Genomic DNA, 16,429 nt, shown 5'->3' on the forward strand with positions numbered 1-16,429 from the left:
CTTGCCCTCGACACCAGTTAACACTATGATTACATTTTATTTACATTACTTTCTATAATGTCCAGATAGTACCGACCTTGATGTGCAAAGTGTTCATGTGTCCCAAAATGGCACACCCCAACTGTTACAAAGTGGAACAATGAGACAACTGACAACCAACAAACAACAGGACTGGTTAAGCAACTCGTGGAATCGAAGCCAACTTGCAGGCATTGAACAACACCGGACCGTCGATAATTTTCGTCTTGGCAATGCCCAATTAAGCGAAAGGAAATTCATACTTTCACGCGTTATAAGCTTGGCTGAGCGGCATGCTAGTCCCCTATTCAGTCAGCTCTTCTCCAAAACCAACAGTAAGCTAATCCTGACCGATGCAGACGGTGTCATTCTGGCGTCATGGGGACAAAAAAAATTTGACGATAAACTTGCCTCAATTGCTCTGGAGACTGGCGTTTGTTGGCAAGAGAAACTCAAAGGCACTAATGCCATTGGAACAGCCATCGTTGAACAGAAAGCCATATCCGTCATTGGCAACCAACACTATATCAATCGTCACCACTTTATTAGTTGCTCAGCCAGTCCTATTTTCGATCACTGTGGCAATATGCTCGGTATTCTTGATATCACCAGTGAGCAACGAATACATCACGGAGATACACTTCAGCTAGTTCAGACCATGGTCCGAAAAATTGAGAATGAACTGCTTTGCGATCACCCTGAAGCCACAACCAGAATTGATCTGGCAGTTAACGAATCATTGATTACCAGTGGTTGGCAGGGCATAGCGATTACGGATGAAAGAGGAAATATTGTCGCCCATAACAGTATTGCCGCTCAGTTATTGGATCAGGAAAACATCGTCGGCAAACCCATAAAAGACGTTATTGCCCAATGTGAAGTACCACTTTTTTATAAGAAGCAGAGTAAAAAGCCACAAACAACGAAGCGCATTTCGATTTACTCCCCCTCTACGAAACTGCATTGCGGAGAAGAGCGAATAGAACACGCATGGCAGCAAAGTTGCAAGCTCATCGACAAAGATATAACCATCCTTCTTCTAGGAGAGACCGGAGTAGGTAAAAACGAGTTCGTCAAACATCTGCATATTGAGAGCAAACGCAGACAAGCACCTTTGGTGACCGTGAACTGCGGTGCCCTGCCAGATACCCTGATTGAATCCGAACTCTTCGGCTATGCGCCCGGGGCTTTTACCGGCGCCAACAACAAGGGGTACCAGGGCAAGATCCGACTGGCTAACGGTGGCATATTGTTTCTGGACGAAATTGCCGATATGCCTCTGGATGCCCAATGCCGCCTCCTTCATGTTCTGCAAGATAAAGAGATCATGCCTATCGGTTCTACAAAGTCTTATAAAGTGGATATCCAGATTATTGCGGCAACGCATAAGGATTTGGAACAGTTGGTTGCACAAGGTCAGTTCCGCGAAGATTTGTACTATCGTCTTAACGGATTAGTTTTGCAGATTCCCGCGCTTAGAGAACGGAAAGACAAGCAGAAGTTGATCGAGAAAATACATCACAAACATCGGGAAGGCATACAAGAAATCGATGGCGAGCTTATGGCGAAGTTGCTTTCTTATCATTGGCCCGGAAACATACGTGAGCTCGACAATGTCATAAAAGTCTCATCAACACTGGCAAGCGGTGAAGACAAACTCACAATAGAGCATATACCCGAGCGAATTCTAAAAAACTTTACTGCTTCTAACGCAGATGAAACCGCAGAAGAAAGTTTAAAGGAAACGTTAGAAGACAAGGTTGTTACCACCTATCAGGCTCATGAGGGAAATATTAGCCGAGCCGCAAAAGCACTTGGCATTAGCAGAAACACCTTGTACAGGAAGCTAAGAAAAGTAGGAATCCTTAAATAACTGTATATCGATGGGTAGATCATCAGGTCAAATTGCATAACAATAAACCCACTATATAAAACTTCAGAAGATAACCCGTTGACCTGGATACTATTCACCGTTCTTGCCGCATTTAGTCAGTCTTGGCGAAACGCATTTCAAAGTAAGTTAAGCAAAGAGTTAAATGTAACAGGCGTAACGCTTGCACGCTTCTTATGGGCAAGCCCGCTTGCGCTTATTTATCTTATCGCGCTCTATAAATGGAAACCTGTCGAACTCCCGACCATTTCAACGACATCGCTGTTTTACATCTTCGGGGCATCCATTATGCAGATAGTAGCTACGGCGCTTATGGTTGTACTCTTCAAGCAAAAAAACTTCGCCATCGGCGCTGGTTTAGCAAAAAGCGAAGCACCTGTATCGGCTTTTCTCGGCGTGCTCTTTTTTGGTACTTCTCTGTCGTTATTAGGCTGGATTGGCGTATTAATCGGTGGTGTCGCGGTACTTATCCTGAGTTGCCCTCAAGGGTTCAGAAGTATATCGTTTTCTACCGCAATGCTGGGCTTGGCTTGCAGTACGGCATTTGCTCTAACCTCATTGTGGATAAGAGAGTCGAGTCTTAGCCTGCATTTACCTTTCCCCCACAGTGCCGCCTGGGTACTATTTCTGGTTATTTCTATCCAAACCATCATGCTTGTGGTCTATTTACTGATGTCAGATAGGGACACTCTGCGAAGTATGTTTGCCAAGCCAAAGTTGGTTGTTATGACCAGTGTTGCCAGCTTTCTGGGATCTTTTGGTTGGTTTAGTGCCATGTCTCTTCAGGCTGTGCCGTATGTAAAAACACTGGGGCAGATAGAGGTATTCTTCACCATGCTTATATCCTTCTTCTGGCTGAAAGAAGGAATCAAAAGAAAAGATATCGGTGCGCTACTTATGATTGCACTCGCGGCCATTTTGGTCATGTGGCAGTAAAGGCAGCTTCAAGCCTATTCTACTGGTTACCAGCTTCTCGGCAGAGATAGTTAGACGTGTTTGTTACTCCCGCTTCATAGACACGTTTTGTAAGCACGTTGAATTCATAATTGAACTCCAGTTCAGACGCTTTACCTTTTCCATCCTCATGAAAAGCGATCCATTTGGTATTTAGAGTTGTGACATAGAAGTTTCTTCGGAACTGTGCAGAAGTAAACTTGAACCCTTCATAGGTGATCGCTTCATCAGCTAAATACAGACCTATTGTATCTGGGCTTACCGCCAGCAATGCTTCGTTGCTTGCAGGAAAACCAACCTGAGAACAGTTCCACATACCTGTCCCAATCGATATGAAGTTGTACTCTCCAATGTCTTTGGAGTCATACGCTTGCAAGTTTGACTCCGCAGCACTAACAAAAGATAAAGAAAATAGTAAGAATGAAACGCTAAGTTTAGGTAGTAAAGACATTGGATCCAGCATCAAAGAAACATAAACCCACTATACGTATTGGAAAATAAAAATTCCATATGGGTATATTATTATTTGTATAACGCAATATTCCCTTTATTATTCATTAAATAAACTTTAATGAAGATCGAAGAATCATTCTGAAAAAGGAATAATTAGATAATGAAACGTCAAATCGCTTTGTCTGCCGCTCTGGGGATTCTCAGCCTTCCTGCCGCGGCAGGTTTTGGTAATCCTGGATTTAGTGGCGAGCTCACTCTTATGGGGGGTTATACCTCCAGTGAAAGTAACTTCAATACCGACAACAAAACAAAAACAGGTGACTTAGACACGGGTGGTGAATCTGATTCTAGTAGCGCCTTCCTTCCGTTAGGCCAGTTAAGGTACACCTTTGGTCCCGGAGCTGTACATCAGGTATTTGCAGGTACCTCCCGTGCAGACGTTGTACAGGGGCTTGTTGCTCTTGAACTTGGATATAAGGTTGCGCTGATACCCGACTCATACATCGCAGTTTCCTGGCTTCCTTCCGTGATGGATAAAGAGACCTGGGCCGATCCTTTTATTACCGGACAAGCACGTAAAGAGACCGATGAATCCGGCAATGCGTTTCGAATTCAATATGACAATATTCTCGCTACAGGCGCTTCCGTTGATTTTGCGATTTACGAGAAAGATATTGAAGAAGAGTTATCCGGAACAGACGGCTTTGCCTCAAGCTCCAATTTACTGGACCGAAATGGTGACGGCGTTTATGGAAAGCTTTCATGGAAAATGAGGCCGGATAGAGCAACGATCATTCAGCCATCAATAAAAATGAACAAATACGACGCTGAAGGCGACGCAATGTCCAACACACGTTACGGCGCAGCGATCACGATGATACGATTCTTCAGACGTCAGTCACTTGCGTTAACAGCCGACTATGCCTCTACCGACTTTGATAAAGAAAACCCGGTGTTCAACAAAACACAGGAGAACTCTGAGCTGGGCTTTACTCTGGCATATGAGTACGGGGACTTGTTAGGTATTCATACCCTTGCATTTACTGCGCTCGTTGCATACAGCGATGTCGATTCCAATATCGACTTCTACGATGAAAGTAATCTCTTTACCGGTGCGGGTATCAGTTACAAGTTCTGACGAAAGTAACGCTGATAATTGCCGATTAACCTAAAGCCATCCTGTATCAATGGGATGGCTTTTGTCTTTTGGCTAACTCTAGCTCTCTTTTTTACTCATCTCGAGGCGATATTTCTGGGTATCAGACACCCATTTTTTCTGATTAATATATCTGCCGATAAAATAAGGAGGAATGACAAACAAAAATAGCGGTATGGACTCGTAGAAAAAGGTACTGGCAATCGCGTCATCATGGGAAAGGTGAGCAAGCAGTGCCATCACATCAAGTTGAATCGCGATAACAACAAACACGCAAGAAAGGATAAGAGCCAAACCTAGAAAATCTCTGTAATAAACTCTGGATGCAGTCATTTATACCCCCTAATAGTTTAGTAGCACGTATAAACTACTCCTCTAATCAAAAAATAAAGTTGATATGAATCACACTTAAACACAAATGTGCTGAATGCTTTTTTCTGGAGGTCAAGTTTCAAAAGCTGACACTAGTTATCAGAATTATTGTCAGACTTATTTTAAACTTCTAACAACATTTTCTATTACTGTTGCAATAAGTTTAACAATGGTTCGAAACACAGACGACTTCATCATTTTTTATCAGCTGATAGAGCTGGGCTCGTTTAGCAAGGCTGCAGAGAAAGTCGATTTGACTAAATCTGTTATAAGCAAACGTATCACCAGGCTTGAAAAAGATCTTGGCGCTCAGCTTATCTATAGAACAACCCGCAAACTCACATTGACTGAGGCGGGAAAAGTATTCTACAAACATGCCCGCGAAATCTACCTGTCAGTACAAAGTGCAGAAGAAGAACTTCAAGATCTCGGCGATACGCTAACAGGAACCATTCGAATAACAGTGCCAACAATTTCCGGTGAACTTGTTCTTCCACAGGCGATAGCAGAGTTTAGCGAAAAATATCCCGATATTAAGGTTCATATGGATCTGGATAACAAGTTTGTCGACCTGCTTGCCGAAGGGTATGACATGGCGATCAGAACCGGAGTACTTCCGGATTCAAGCTTTATTGCAAGGCGCATGATTGATGTACATTGGGTAATATGCGGTGCACCGAAGTACTTTAAAAATCGTTCAGTACCCTTAACGCCCGAAGACCTTACCGAACACAATTGTCTTGGGTATTCCTATCAGGAAACCGGTGCCTATGAATGGCTGTTTAAAGGAGAACCTAATCCGGTCACGGTTCAGGTGTCAGGGAACTTCTGTACCAATAATGCTTCTGCTTTGAGAAAGGCTGCATTGTTGGGGCAAGGGTTAGTCTATGTTCCTAGAGTATTAGTTGCCGATGAACTCGAAAGTGGTGACCTTATTGAAGTGCTGCAGGATAAAGTCGCTAAATGTCTTGGAATTTATGCCGTTTACCCTTACACCAAGCACCTTCCAGTCAAAACCAAGCTTTTAATCGACCATATCTACGAATGCTATAACCGAAACAATCAAAAGTTTTAAACAAAAAAAGGAGCTACGAAACACTCGTAGCTCCAGACGTGTCATTATGACAAAGGCTTAAACAACAACACTCATACCTGCTGCTACCAGACCAAATGCAATCATTGGTATAACGGTTCGTTTAATGATGTAACCTTCCTGGTTAGCGATACCAAGAATTGTTGAAACCGCGATGATGTTATTGATACAAACCATGTTACCCATAGCACCACCTACGGACTGCAGACCCAAAATCGTTGTCTGTTGCAGGCCAACATTCAATGCAATAGTTTGCTGAATAGCACCAAAGGTCAGGTTAGATACCGTTGCAGATCCAGAGAAGAACGCACCAAGAGCACCCAGATATGCAGCTACATACTGCCAGCTTGTTCCCATCAGATCGGCAAAGGCTTTACCCGTTACCATGATTGGCGAATTTTGGTCACCCGTCATCATCAGCTTAACCATGATCAATGCACCAACAAGGGCAATAAATGGCATCTTGATACGGCTACCTGTCTCAGCAAACATTTGAGTAACGGTTTTTCTTTCCAGTTTGAAAACAAAGATAGAGATAATAGCGACCAACAGGAATGGAATTAGTGCCGGAACATAAAGCGTTTTGTATGCCCAGCTCACATCTGTGCCTAGAATGTGGCTTAGCTTGAATATTAGCGCTTTACTCACACTGAAATCACCCAGAACACCGAAAGAGAAGCTCAACATTTCAGTGCTGTCTGTCAGCATTGACTTGATACCAAACTGCTTGATACGAGTGATAACAAGAATAACAATAAGAAGCAGTGTAGGAGTCATTGCTTTAAAAACTTCCGCTGCCGGAATCGGAGCCGATTCGCTTTGTTTTTGCTCCCCACTCTCTTTAGCCAGACCAATACCAGCGCGAGCGACCATAACAGAGGTAATCAGGCCAATTGCACCACCAACCAACGCCGGGAACTCATAGTTCCACTGAGCAATAAGGAAGTAAGGAACGGTACATGAAAGCGTACTGACCAGTACAAATAGGTAGTTCTTTTGGATTTCTTTCCAGCTCACCACAAAGCGTAGTGCCATCGGAGGTACGATAAATGCAGCTACCATGTGAACCATGGCACTTACCTGACCTGCTTCCAGTAGCATTGTTTGATCTAAGCCCAGATTTGAGAAACCAAACCAGGTTGGTGTGCCCACAGCACCGAACGAAACAGGAACTGAGTTCATTACCAAAGCAAGCATCGCCACTTTTAGTGCCGGGAATCCCAAGCCTACAAGAATTGGAGCCGCGATTGCCGCTGGAGTACCAAAACCAGAGGCACCTTCAATCATAAAGGCAAAAGCCCAACCAATAATCATCAACTGTGCAACCTTGTTTCGGCTTATACCCTCTAGCCAGCGACGTATCGTTGCCTCTGCGCCAGACAAGTAAGTAAGACGGTTAATTAGGATCGCGCCAGCAACAATAGAAATTGGGGTAATAGCAGAAAGGGTGCCAGCGATAATGTTTGCACTGATCAATGTAAAGTCGGTTTGAAAATAAAAGTATTGTAGCGAGCCGACAATCAGCGCTGTAACAGGCAGAGCGATATGTGAAGGCACACCATTCTTCTTAGTCATCATCCAGATTAAAAAGATTATAGGGGCTACAGAAATAAATAGGGTTATCATTCAGAACTACTCCATTATTCAAGTTCTTTTGTTCAACATTAATTGTTAAATTTAATTAACATTTTTATTTATAATTATTACCGTCTATTTTTGACAGCTTTCTTATATTTCGATAACCAGTTTAATTATATTTCCTTTGGTTGAAAGGTGGATTTATATCAGCAAGTATTCCAAAACGCCCGCCAAACAAATTCTCATGTTTTATGAAAATTTAAAATTTTGTAGCAAAATCTTTATAAACAACGAGATAGAAACAAATAGACAACAAGAGAGTTAACCAAAAAGCACCCAATAGAAACAGTATGTTGCAAAAGAAGCGACAATAAAATAGCAATATCATTCAATTTAAGCGACAAAAAGCATAGGTTGAATACAAACCAAAATTTCTATTTGTAGTAATATTACGTTCCTATACTTATTTAAATCGATAAGTTACCTATTATTAGGTACTAAAATTGAAATTAAATAACATAGTACCAATTAGGTATGCGCTATTTTATGTTTCAGTATATATACCTATATGTGAGTATATTAAATTTAATATAAGGTTAATTAAATTAATAATTTGTTAAGGTAATACTTAATAACATTTAACACACATTTAAATCACAACTCTTTAGCTATATACGAAACTCTTAATTTCCCACCACCGAAGTACAAAGGATATCGATGCACAAAAGAAATAGAGAAGGAGGGTTAATTCTTGTTCAGCAATGAACTACAATTTGCCTTTAACTTTCGTTACGAGTAGACATGATGAAGAAGTGTTGTGGTAACTGCAGACAGTTTGAAAGAAATTCTGGAAAACCGATAGATTTGTGTGGAGCGTGGGGTAATCCGACAAAGGCCGACCGCGCGGCCTGTGATTTTTGGATGATGATTGAAAAGAAGCCGAGAAATAGCAGCGAGGCTTCCGATTAATCAATCTTGTTTAGGCTTGTGAGATAGCTCATCAACGGTTTCGAGTGCCAGTTTAGTCACTCGGTCTAATGCCTGCTCTCTCTTCTCTTTTTCGGTACTTTCTGTATTTTGGTCTGGCAACATAGGTGAGTCGGGGGAAACTCTATCCATAGGATTAACCTTATTTCTATTTGATACGACTGTTTTAGAGCTTTAATTTATAGTTTTATTATTTACTCCACGATATATTCACAAAGTTTCTTAAACAAAAATGTTAGTTCGCTCAAAGATCCAACAGTTTATTGCCTCTTTGAGCGAATAGATTCTAAGAGAATATACCTCTTATATTGATTAGAACCCTATAAAGCGTTCTCTACCTTATCTGCCACCTTCTCAGGCAACCACTTTTTCCAGGTCTGCGGATAAGTTTCCAGGAAGTGGTACATCGCCTCTTCTCCATCGGCCTGATTCTCTTCCATCCAGGCCAGAAGTTTGCTCATCTCTTTATTGGTAAATGAACGTTTAGTGAAATAGCCATATGCCTCAGGCGCACGTATTGCAAACTCTTCTGTTGTTACTGTATGAACAGGTGAAGGTGGGTACATTGTCACCTTAGGCGCTTCACACTCAGGCTGAGTCGTACAGTTAACATACTCTTCCAGATCTACGCCACTGCCAAAGTCTACTTTCACCATCTCATACTTACCTAACACTGGTGTTGGTGACCAATAATAGCCAAACCACGGTTTCTTTCGTTCATACGCCTTCGCCAAAGCACCAGCCAATGCCGCACCAGATCCTGGGTCAATGACTTCAAACCCGGATTTCTCCAGCTTCATCGCATCAAATAAGTGACCTGCTGTAATCTGACATGTCCAACCTGCCGGGCAACTATAAAACGCATGTAGCTCATCGCTTTCCGGATGCTCAAATAGATGAGCATGTTTGATTACACCATCGATGGTCTTCATTTCGGGATACTGCTCTACCAGATATGAAGGAACCCAAAAGCCTTCTTCTCCACCATCGGAAAGAGATTTACCCGCATAACGAAGTCGCTTCTCTTGTACCCCTTTATCCAAAGCTTCTTTGACGCTATTGGTCCACAGCTCTGGAGCAACATCTGGTTGTCCCTTTTCAATCATGGATGTACCCGTAGGAACACTATCTCCGGGAATAAGTTCAGCTTCACAATCATATCCATTGTTGAGAATAAACTGGTCGATATGAGCCATCAGGCTCGCTGAATTCCAATTCATATCTGCGATGGTGACAGGACCACACTCGGAAGCGATGGAAGGCGTGGAAAGTACAGTAAGTGACAAAATTGCAGAAGGTGTAAACTTCATCTAACCCGTATCCTTTTCTTTGGTTCGAGGAATCAGTATAGATAAGTTAGCCAGAGTCTGAACATTAAAATTGGATGAACATCAAAAATTTAGTGAGCCAGGTTATATATTTATCTTTCGCCAATACATACCAGCCTCAAGAAGAAAAGAAGCCCTGGCAGTGAAGCAGGGCTTGCTGAATAACTATCTATAGATTATGCGCCTATGATGCCACCATCTTTACGCGTTATCGCAATCACCGATGAACGTGGAATAGCATCACCACCATCAGGGAAATGAGAAGGTGCCAGTTTTTCGCCTGGATGCTGTACACCGATAAACATCGTCTTGTGGTCCGGAGCAAATGTCAGTCCCGTGATTTCACAAGCAATTGGTCCAGTTAAGAATCGACGTATTTCACCGGTAGCAGGATCACTGCATAGCATCTGGTTGTTACCCATTCCAGCAAAACCATCTTTGTTTTTGTAATTGCCATCGGTCTGAATCCAAAGGCGACCTGCCATGTCAAAACCGATGCCATCCGGACTATTAAACATGTTGTCTTTGTTGATGTTCTCAGAGCCTGCCATCAAACCAGAATCATGCACTTCTGGATTGCCTGCCAGAACATAAATATCCCACTCAAACGCCTCTGCAGTATGGTCACTGTTGGTTGGATTCCAGCGGATGATATGCCCATAGGGGTTTTTCTCACGAGGGTTTGCTGCATTAAGAGGCTGAGTCTCTTTCACGCCACGATATTTGTTATTGGTCAGAGTACAGAATGCCGATTTGTTATCAGGATGAACCGCCACCCACTCAGGACGATCCATCGTTGTTGCACCAACCTGAGTTGCAGCCTGACGAGCAAAAATCATAACAGACGCTTCATCCGGGAACCCATTCTCTGGAGTCAGACCATTTTTACCCCAGGTCAATTCTAACCACCGCCCTTTACCATTGAGTTCACCTTCCGTTCCTTCAAACTTAGCAACGTATAGTGTGCCCTCTTCCAGAAGATCGCGATTGGATTCTGCACCCGGTCCCGAAACATACTTGTTCTTTGAAACAAACTTGTATAAATGCTCACCTCGTTCATCATCGCCAAGATAAACAACAACATGACCGGAATCATCCACCGTCAAAGCTGCATTTTCATGCTTGAAACGACCAAGAGCACTTCGCTTTTTAGGTGTTGAGTTCGGGTTCATTGGGTCAATTTCAACAACCCAGCCAAATCGATGTGGCTCATTCGGATGCTTAGCCAAGTCAAATCGCTCATCATGCTTGTACCAGTCATAGCCCCAATCTTTGTCTTTAAGACCGTATCGAGCGTATTCATCACCTAACTGCTGATCTGAAGAAGAACCAAAGTAGCCATTGAAGTTTTCTTCACAAGTCAGATAGGTACCCCAAGGAGTCTGCCCGTTGGCACAGTTGTTCATGGTACCAAGGATCTTCATGCCGGAAGGGTCAGCATCTGTTTTTAAAAGAGCGTGTCCGCGAGCAGGCCCCGTCATCTCCATCTCTGTAAATGCGGTAATTCGACGGTTTGCGCGACCATTTGGATTAACCACCCATTTACCCTCTTTTTTCTCAAGCTCCACAATGGACACACCGTGAGCCGCCTGCGCCTTACGCGCATCATCTGCACTGATGTTTTTCCCTTGGTGATCGTAAAGATACTCATTGTTGGTGTATTCATTGTTCACCGCTAATACCGCTCGAGTGGCTGATACCAGGAAAAACGTCATACCGTCATTGTTATCACCAAACTGCTTTTCCTGAGCTTTAGCATCATTCGACTGACTGAATGCCGGAGCACCTGACATCACGGGGTCACCCCACGAAATAAGCACATCAGCATGATATCCATTCGGCACTGTAATAGTGTCCGCTGTTGACATCGGAACCGCTTCAAACCCCATCAGATTTTTATTTGCAGAAATACTGCCTGCGATAGCCTGGCTAATTGGACTTGCTGCAAAAAAACCGACCGTACCAGCCGCGCCTGTCGTTTTTAGAAAACGACGACGAGACATGGCTGCATCGACAAAACGGTTAAACTCTGGTTCGTGATCGAGTGGACGTTGATCGTGATTGTGATCAAGTTGCTTCATTATTGACTTCCTTTTATATGCTGATATTTCTGTGCTTTATCGGGCACTTATAATTTCGCCAATATAGTGAGCAATCTTTGTGACAGTTAACTTACAGTTTTTTAACATATTAAAAACTTCATAAAACCGAAACCTTTGGAAATCACTCTCATTTAGGCTAAATAATCAAACTTATTTGCCGATACAGATATAAAGGGCAATACTTAAGACTGAGACCCATAAGTGTCAGAGAGTAAAAGGAATTACTGCATGAAGCTGTCTACGGCCTCTATCTATTTTTCTCTAGTGTTATTTTTATCGCTGTTTTTTAACTCATACGCACTGATCAATGTGAAAAGTGCCTATGATGATGTCGTGGAAGCTCAGATACACCGACAGGAATCTCTCTCCCTCACTAATGACCTGCGTACAGAAACAAGCCAGCTCGCTCAGCTTGTTCGCTTATATACGGCAACGAGTGAGTCTCGATATCTTTTTTATTACTACGACATCATCGCCATTCGAAATGGTGAAAAGGCCCCACCCGTCAATTACGTTCCGGCGATTTACTGGGACGATGTGATAGCAAAAGAGCGAAATCATTCAACTCTCGATGTTGGGGGCACCTCTCTCTATACAAGAATGGAAGGCTTAGGGTTTAGTGAAAGTGAAATTCGGCTGCTAAATAATATCTTGAGATACCTGGACTCTCTTGGCGAGATTGAACAAATTGCTTTTGCCTCTACACAGGGCTTATACGATCAGAGTAAAGGAGAGTTTGTATCAGACACTGAGCCCAATCTGGAGTTTGCAAATCAGCTGGTATTTAGTGAGAGGTATAACACCGAAAAAGCGGCTCTTTCTCAGGCGATTAATAACCTTTCTCTTGAAGTAGAAAATCGTACATATAGTGAAATATCTAAAGCAACCATGCACCTTAAAGCATTAATTACCAATGCTTTCGCAGCGGTCGTCACAACATTCCTGATCATCTTTATTTCTTACGTCTATTTCCGGTTCTACGTTCTCAATCCGATTCAGAGGTTATCTGATGCCGCAGAAGAGATAGCACAAGGCAAGTACTCTACAAAAGTGAAAAGTGGCAGCAGTGCTCAGGAGCTGATTACTTTAGGCAATACGCTGAACCATATGTCCAGGTCCATAGAAGAGGATATACACCACAGAGAGCAGATTCAGGAAGAGCTGGAGCAGGCAAACTCAATGGCTCAAGAGGCAACCAAAGCCAAATCCATGTTTTTAGCAAACATGAGCCATGAGGTGCGCACGCCAATGAATGCGATCATAGGTATGGCGTATCTGGCACTGAAAACGGACCTATCAACCAAACAGAAACACTATATCGACACCATACATAACTCAGGAAAATCTCTGCTTAATATCATCAATGACATCCTGGATTTCTCCAAAATTGAGGCTGGAAAAATCGAGTTAGAGTCCACTCGCCTTCGGATTGAAGATGTTGTCGGTAATGCGCTTCCTCTAATAAAACCTAGTCTGCAAAAGAAAGAGATCGAACTTTTATATTCAGTACGGGATTCGTTTTTGATTGAAGAAGATGGTTCGCTCATAGGTGACCCGATACGCTTGGGCCAGGTCATCAATAACCTTTTGTCCAACGCAGTCAAATTTACTGAAAAGGGCTGCATCATCCTGGGTGTGGATGTCATTGGCAGAGATCGGGATAAGATCACTCTGCAGTTTTCGGTCGAAGACAGTGGCATTGGTATGAATGAAGAGCAGGTTGGCCGCCTGTTCCAGGAGTTTACTCAAGCCGATAGTTCAACGACTCGCAAATATGGCGGTACCGGTCTTGGACTCAGCATATCGAAAACACTGATTGAGCTTATGAACGGTGACATCAAGGTAGAGAGCACACCGGGTTTCGGTTCAACTTTCACCTTTACTGCTGAGTTTACAGTGGCTGATAACCCTCTGGGTAAGCCACTAGAGAAAGAAACTGAAGCGAAGAAAGTGCTGATCATCGACGACAAAAAAGAGGCTCGCGACGTCTTGCACGGAATGATATTCGCTTTGGGTCAAAGTAATGCAGTGAACCATGAAGTCGATGTGACAAATAGTGCATTCGAAGCGGTCGAGATGGTTAGACGCGCGAACAACATTGAACAACCTTATGACCTGATTTTCTTAGACTGGTTAATGCCCGGTATGGACGGCGGAGATTTCCTTTACGCACTTAAAGAGATTGAAGACAGAGACAACGCAGAGATAGTCATCACATCAGCTTACGACTACGAAGTTATACATGAGCATGTAAAAAACATGGGCGTCAGACACTTCCTGCCTAAACCCATCTTGCCCGCAACCCTGAAAAATCTTCTGTTCTCTATCTACGAAGCGGACTCTCTATCGATCACATTGGATACCGAGCCTGAAAAACCCCACTACCTTCGCGGCATGAGCGTCCTGCTCGTCGAAGACAACCGAACGAATCAAGAGTTGGCGATAGACCTTCTGAGAATGAAGGGAATCAATGTAGATATTGCAAGCAATGGACAGGAAGCGGTGAATAAGATCATGGGAAATGAACATGATCACTATCAGGCTGTATTGATGGACTTGCAAATGCCCGTCATGGATGGCTTTGAAGCGACAAGACAAATCAGAGCCAATCCTTACTTCGATAATCTGCCTATCATTGCCATGACCGCTCACGCAATGGTCGAGGCGATCGAAAAAGGGGTACAAATGGGAATGAACGGGCATGTAGTCAAACCTATTTTACCCGAGACACTGTATGCAACCCTTGAGCAGTACTATCGACCCACAACGCCTCCATTACCTCATGAACTTCGCGCTGATAAGAACTCTCCAACTGTTGCTATCAGGAACATTAAGGGACTGGATATCGCACAAGGCCTCAGAAACGCAGCGGGTGATCCGGTTCTTTATCAGAAAGTACTTTCGAACTTCGTGTTGGATTTCTCTGCTTACGCTGAGACAACCATTAATCATATAAAGGCGAAGAGCTGGGAAGAAGCGGCAATTTTTACTCATTCATTAGCAGGCCTGTCCCGGACTATTGGAGCAAATCAGATTACCGAGCCAGCCAGGAAGCTGGAACAATTTATTTTGCATCAGAAAGAGAACGATGCAACGCGCCTTGTGACTGAAGTGGCTAAGGATCTTCACCCTATCATCCGAGAGATAAAACGAAACATCGTTAATACTCAATTGGATACCGAACAAGCGGACGTGGATACCAAAGCGATTATTATTAAGCTAAACAAGTTTCTTTCTGAAGGCGATTCTGAGGCTATTGACCTCTGGAATCAGAGCTATAACCAGCTTACCAACACTCTGCCAAAGACTGAGGTATCACGTATTCATCAGTATATTAATCACTATGAGTTCGACAGAGCTTTACAAAGCCTGGAGAAGTTAAGGGGCGAACATGGATAACAGCAGACCTACGATCCTAATCGTCGATGATACTCCGACAAACCTGACGCTTCTGACAGGTTTGCTCAGCGATGAGTATCGGGTAAAAATAGCTAACAATGGCACACGAGCGATAGAACTGGCGCTCTCCTCACCACCAGATTTGGTGCTGCTGGATGTCATGATGCCAGGGATAGATGGCTATGAAGTGTGTACCCGATTGAAATCTGAACCGGTTACTCAGCATGTACCGGTCATTTTTCTAACAGCAAAATCGACGATCGAAGATGAAGAACAGGGATTTGAAGTAGGCGCGGTTGATTTCATCCACAAACCCATCAGTCCCCCTATTGTTAAAGCCCGCGTCAGAACTCATCTTCGCTTAAAAGAGTGGCAGGACTCTCTTATCGATAACAACTTGTGGTTAGAGAAAGAGGTAACAAAACGGTTGTCACAGGTGAATCAACTTAAAGATGCCACAATACATGTAATGGTTTCACTGGCTGAGTTTCGTGATGAATGTACGGGCAACCACATCAGACGAACTCAGGCTTATGTTCAGGCGTTGGCGGAAAAGCTCGCAACATCATCAAGGCATCAGTCCTTTTTAACACCTGAAAAAATAGAGCTTATCGCGAAATCTGCACCTCTGCATGATGTTGGAAAGATTACCATCCCAGATGGCATTCTATTGAAACCGGATAAGCATACTAATGAAGAATTTGCGGTAATGCAGACCCACTCTCAGCGGGGTTACAAGATTCTAAAACAAGCCTCTGACTTTATGGGAGGCGAAGACGACTTCCTGAACTGCGCAATGGATATTGCTCTTTACCATCACGAAAAATGGGATGGTTCAGGCTACCCATTTGGATTACAAGGTGATGAAATTCCGGTTGCGGCGCGATTGATGGCGGTTGCCGATGTCTACGATGCGCTGAGAAGCATTCGCCCATACAAAGACGCTTTGACGCACGAAGAAGCCATCAGTGTTATTAAAACAAACAGTGGCAATCATCTGGATCCTGAAATCGTTGATGCACTGATTTCGATAGAACAGCAGTGCATCTCCATAGCGGATAGTTGGCCGGACGAAAACATATAAAGCACCATTACAAT

Annotated in this window: 12 protein-coding genes; 6 read left to right on the top strand and 6 right to left on the bottom strand. The window is 43.3% G+C overall.

Annotation, left to right across the window (positions count from 1 at the left end):
- Positions 1–139 precede the first annotated feature (139 nt).
- The gene (locus tag SNR28_RS06730) at positions 140–1,891 is read left to right on the top strand and encodes a sigma-54-dependent Fis family transcriptional regulator (RefSeq protein WP_375748441.1); all 1,752 of its coding nucleotides are present in this window, start codon (positions 140–142) and stop codon (positions 1,889–1,891) included.
- A 78-nt stretch (positions 1,892–1,969) separates the two neighbouring features.
- Entirely contained in the window at positions 1,970–2,845 is an 876-nt protein-coding gene (locus tag SNR28_RS06735; protein ID WP_375748442.1) for a multidrug transporter, read from the top strand.
- 19 nt (positions 2,846–2,864) lie between these two features.
- On the opposite strand, the gene SNR28_RS06740 is transcribed toward SNR28_RS06735, so the two are convergent.
- Positions 2,865–3,239: a hypothetical protein gene (locus tag SNR28_RS06740; RefSeq protein ID WP_375748443.1), complete on the bottom strand. Its 375-nt coding sequence runs from the start codon at positions 3,237–3,239 to the stop codon at positions 2,865–2,867.
- 237 nt (positions 3,240–3,476) lie between these two features.
- Between SNR28_RS06740 and SNR28_RS06745 the strand changes: the two genes are divergently transcribed.
- Positions 3,477–4,454, top strand: a complete 978-nt coding sequence (locus SNR28_RS06745; protein WP_375748444.1) for a DUF2860 family protein — start codon at positions 3,477–3,479, stop codon at positions 4,452–4,454.
- A gap of 78 nt (positions 4,455–4,532) precedes the next feature.
- Here SNR28_RS06745 and SNR28_RS06750 read toward each other — a convergent pair whose 3' ends face one another.
- Positions 4,533–4,805, bottom strand: coding sequence for a D-fructose-6-phosphate amidotransferase (locus SNR28_RS06750; protein WP_375748445.1), 273 nt, complete (start codon positions 4,803–4,805; stop codon positions 4,533–4,535).
- A gap of 208 nt (positions 4,806–5,013) precedes the next feature.
- Between SNR28_RS06750 and SNR28_RS06755 the strand changes: the two genes are divergently transcribed.
- Positions 5,014–5,919 (top strand): LysR family transcriptional regulator, encoded by a 906-nt coding sequence (locus SNR28_RS06755; protein WP_375748446.1) that lies wholly within the window; start codon positions 5,014–5,016, stop codon positions 5,917–5,919.
- A gap of 57 nt (positions 5,920–5,976) precedes the next feature.
- Here the strand turns inward: SNR28_RS06755 and SNR28_RS06760 are convergent, their stop codons facing one another.
- The 4 genes from SNR28_RS06760 to SNR28_RS06775 all read right to left on the bottom strand — a co-directional run bounded on the left by SNR28_RS06760 (position 5,977) and on the right by SNR28_RS06775 (position 11,911).
- Positions 5,977–7,563 carry an L-lactate permease gene (locus SNR28_RS06760; RefSeq protein WP_375748447.1) on the bottom strand — a complete coding sequence of 529 codons (1,587 nt, stop codon included), beginning with the start codon at positions 7,561–7,563 and terminating at the stop codon, positions 5,977–5,979.
- Between the two features lie 921 nt (positions 7,564–8,484).
- Positions 8,485–8,634, bottom strand: coding sequence for a hypothetical protein (locus SNR28_RS06765; RefSeq protein ID WP_375748448.1), 150 nt, complete (start codon positions 8,632–8,634; stop codon positions 8,485–8,487).
- A 188-nt stretch (positions 8,635–8,822) separates the two neighbouring features.
- Entirely contained in the window at positions 8,823–9,812 is a 990-nt protein-coding gene (locus SNR28_RS06770; protein WP_375748449.1) for an ABC transporter substrate-binding protein, read from the bottom strand.
- A 194-nt stretch (positions 9,813–10,006) separates the two neighbouring features.
- Entirely contained in the window at positions 10,007–11,911 is a 1,905-nt protein-coding gene (locus tag SNR28_RS06775; protein WP_375748450.1) for a PhoX family phosphatase, read from the bottom strand.
- Positions 11,912–12,160: 249 nt separating this feature from the next.
- On the opposite strand from SNR28_RS06775, the gene SNR28_RS06780 reads away from it, so the two are divergent.
- A complete protein-coding gene (locus SNR28_RS06780) occupies positions 12,161–15,331 on the top strand; it encodes a response regulator (protein ID WP_375748451.1) in 3,171 nt (1,056 codons plus the stop codon).
- Entirely contained in the window at positions 15,324–16,415 is a 1,092-nt protein-coding gene (locus tag SNR28_RS06785) for an HD domain-containing phosphohydrolase (RefSeq protein ID WP_375748452.1), read from the top strand. Before SNR28_RS06780 ends, SNR28_RS06785 begins: the two co-directional genes overlap by 8 nt.
- The last annotated feature ends 14 nt before the right edge of the window (positions 16,416–16,429 follow it).

Source organism: Vibrio iocasae, assembly GCF_042245395.1.
In the GTDB taxonomy this organism is placed as follows: Bacteria; Pseudomonadota; Gammaproteobacteria; order Enterobacterales; family Vibrionaceae; genus Vibrio; species Vibrio iocasae.

Coding starts and splice junctions, on each gene's coding strand:
- SNR28_RS06730 (WP_375748441.1), top strand. CDS start 140: ATGAGACAACTGACAACCAACAAACAACAGGACTGGTTAAGCAACTCG.
- SNR28_RS06745 (WP_375748444.1), top strand. CDS start 3,477: ATGAAACGTCAAATCGCTTTGTCTGCCGCTCTGGGGATTCTCAGCCTT.
- SNR28_RS06750 (WP_375748445.1), bottom strand. CDS start 4,805: ATGACTGCATCCAGAGTTTATTACAGAGATTTTCTAGGTTTGGCTCTT.
- SNR28_RS06755 (WP_375748446.1), top strand. CDS start 5,014: ATGGTTCGAAACACAGACGACTTCATCATTTTTTATCAGCTGATAGAG.
- SNR28_RS06760 (WP_375748447.1), bottom strand. CDS start 7,563: ATGATAACCCTATTTATTTCTGTAGCCCCTATAATCTTTTTAATCTGG.
- SNR28_RS06765 (WP_375748448.1), bottom strand. CDS start 8,634: ATGGATAGAGTTTCCCCCGACTCACCTATGTTGCCAGACCAAAATACA.
- SNR28_RS06770 (WP_375748449.1), bottom strand. CDS start 9,812: ATGAAGTTTACACCTTCTGCAATTTTGTCACTTACTGTACTTTCCACG.
- SNR28_RS06775 (WP_375748450.1), bottom strand. CDS start 11,911: ATGAAGCAACTTGATCACAATCACGATCAACGTCCACTCGATCACGAA.
- SNR28_RS06780 (WP_375748451.1), top strand. CDS start 12,161: ATGAAGCTGTCTACGGCCTCTATCTATTTTTCTCTAGTGTTATTTTTA.
- SNR28_RS06785 (WP_375748452.1), top strand. CDS start 15,324: ATGGATAACAGCAGACCTACGATCCTAATCGTCGATGATACTCCGACA.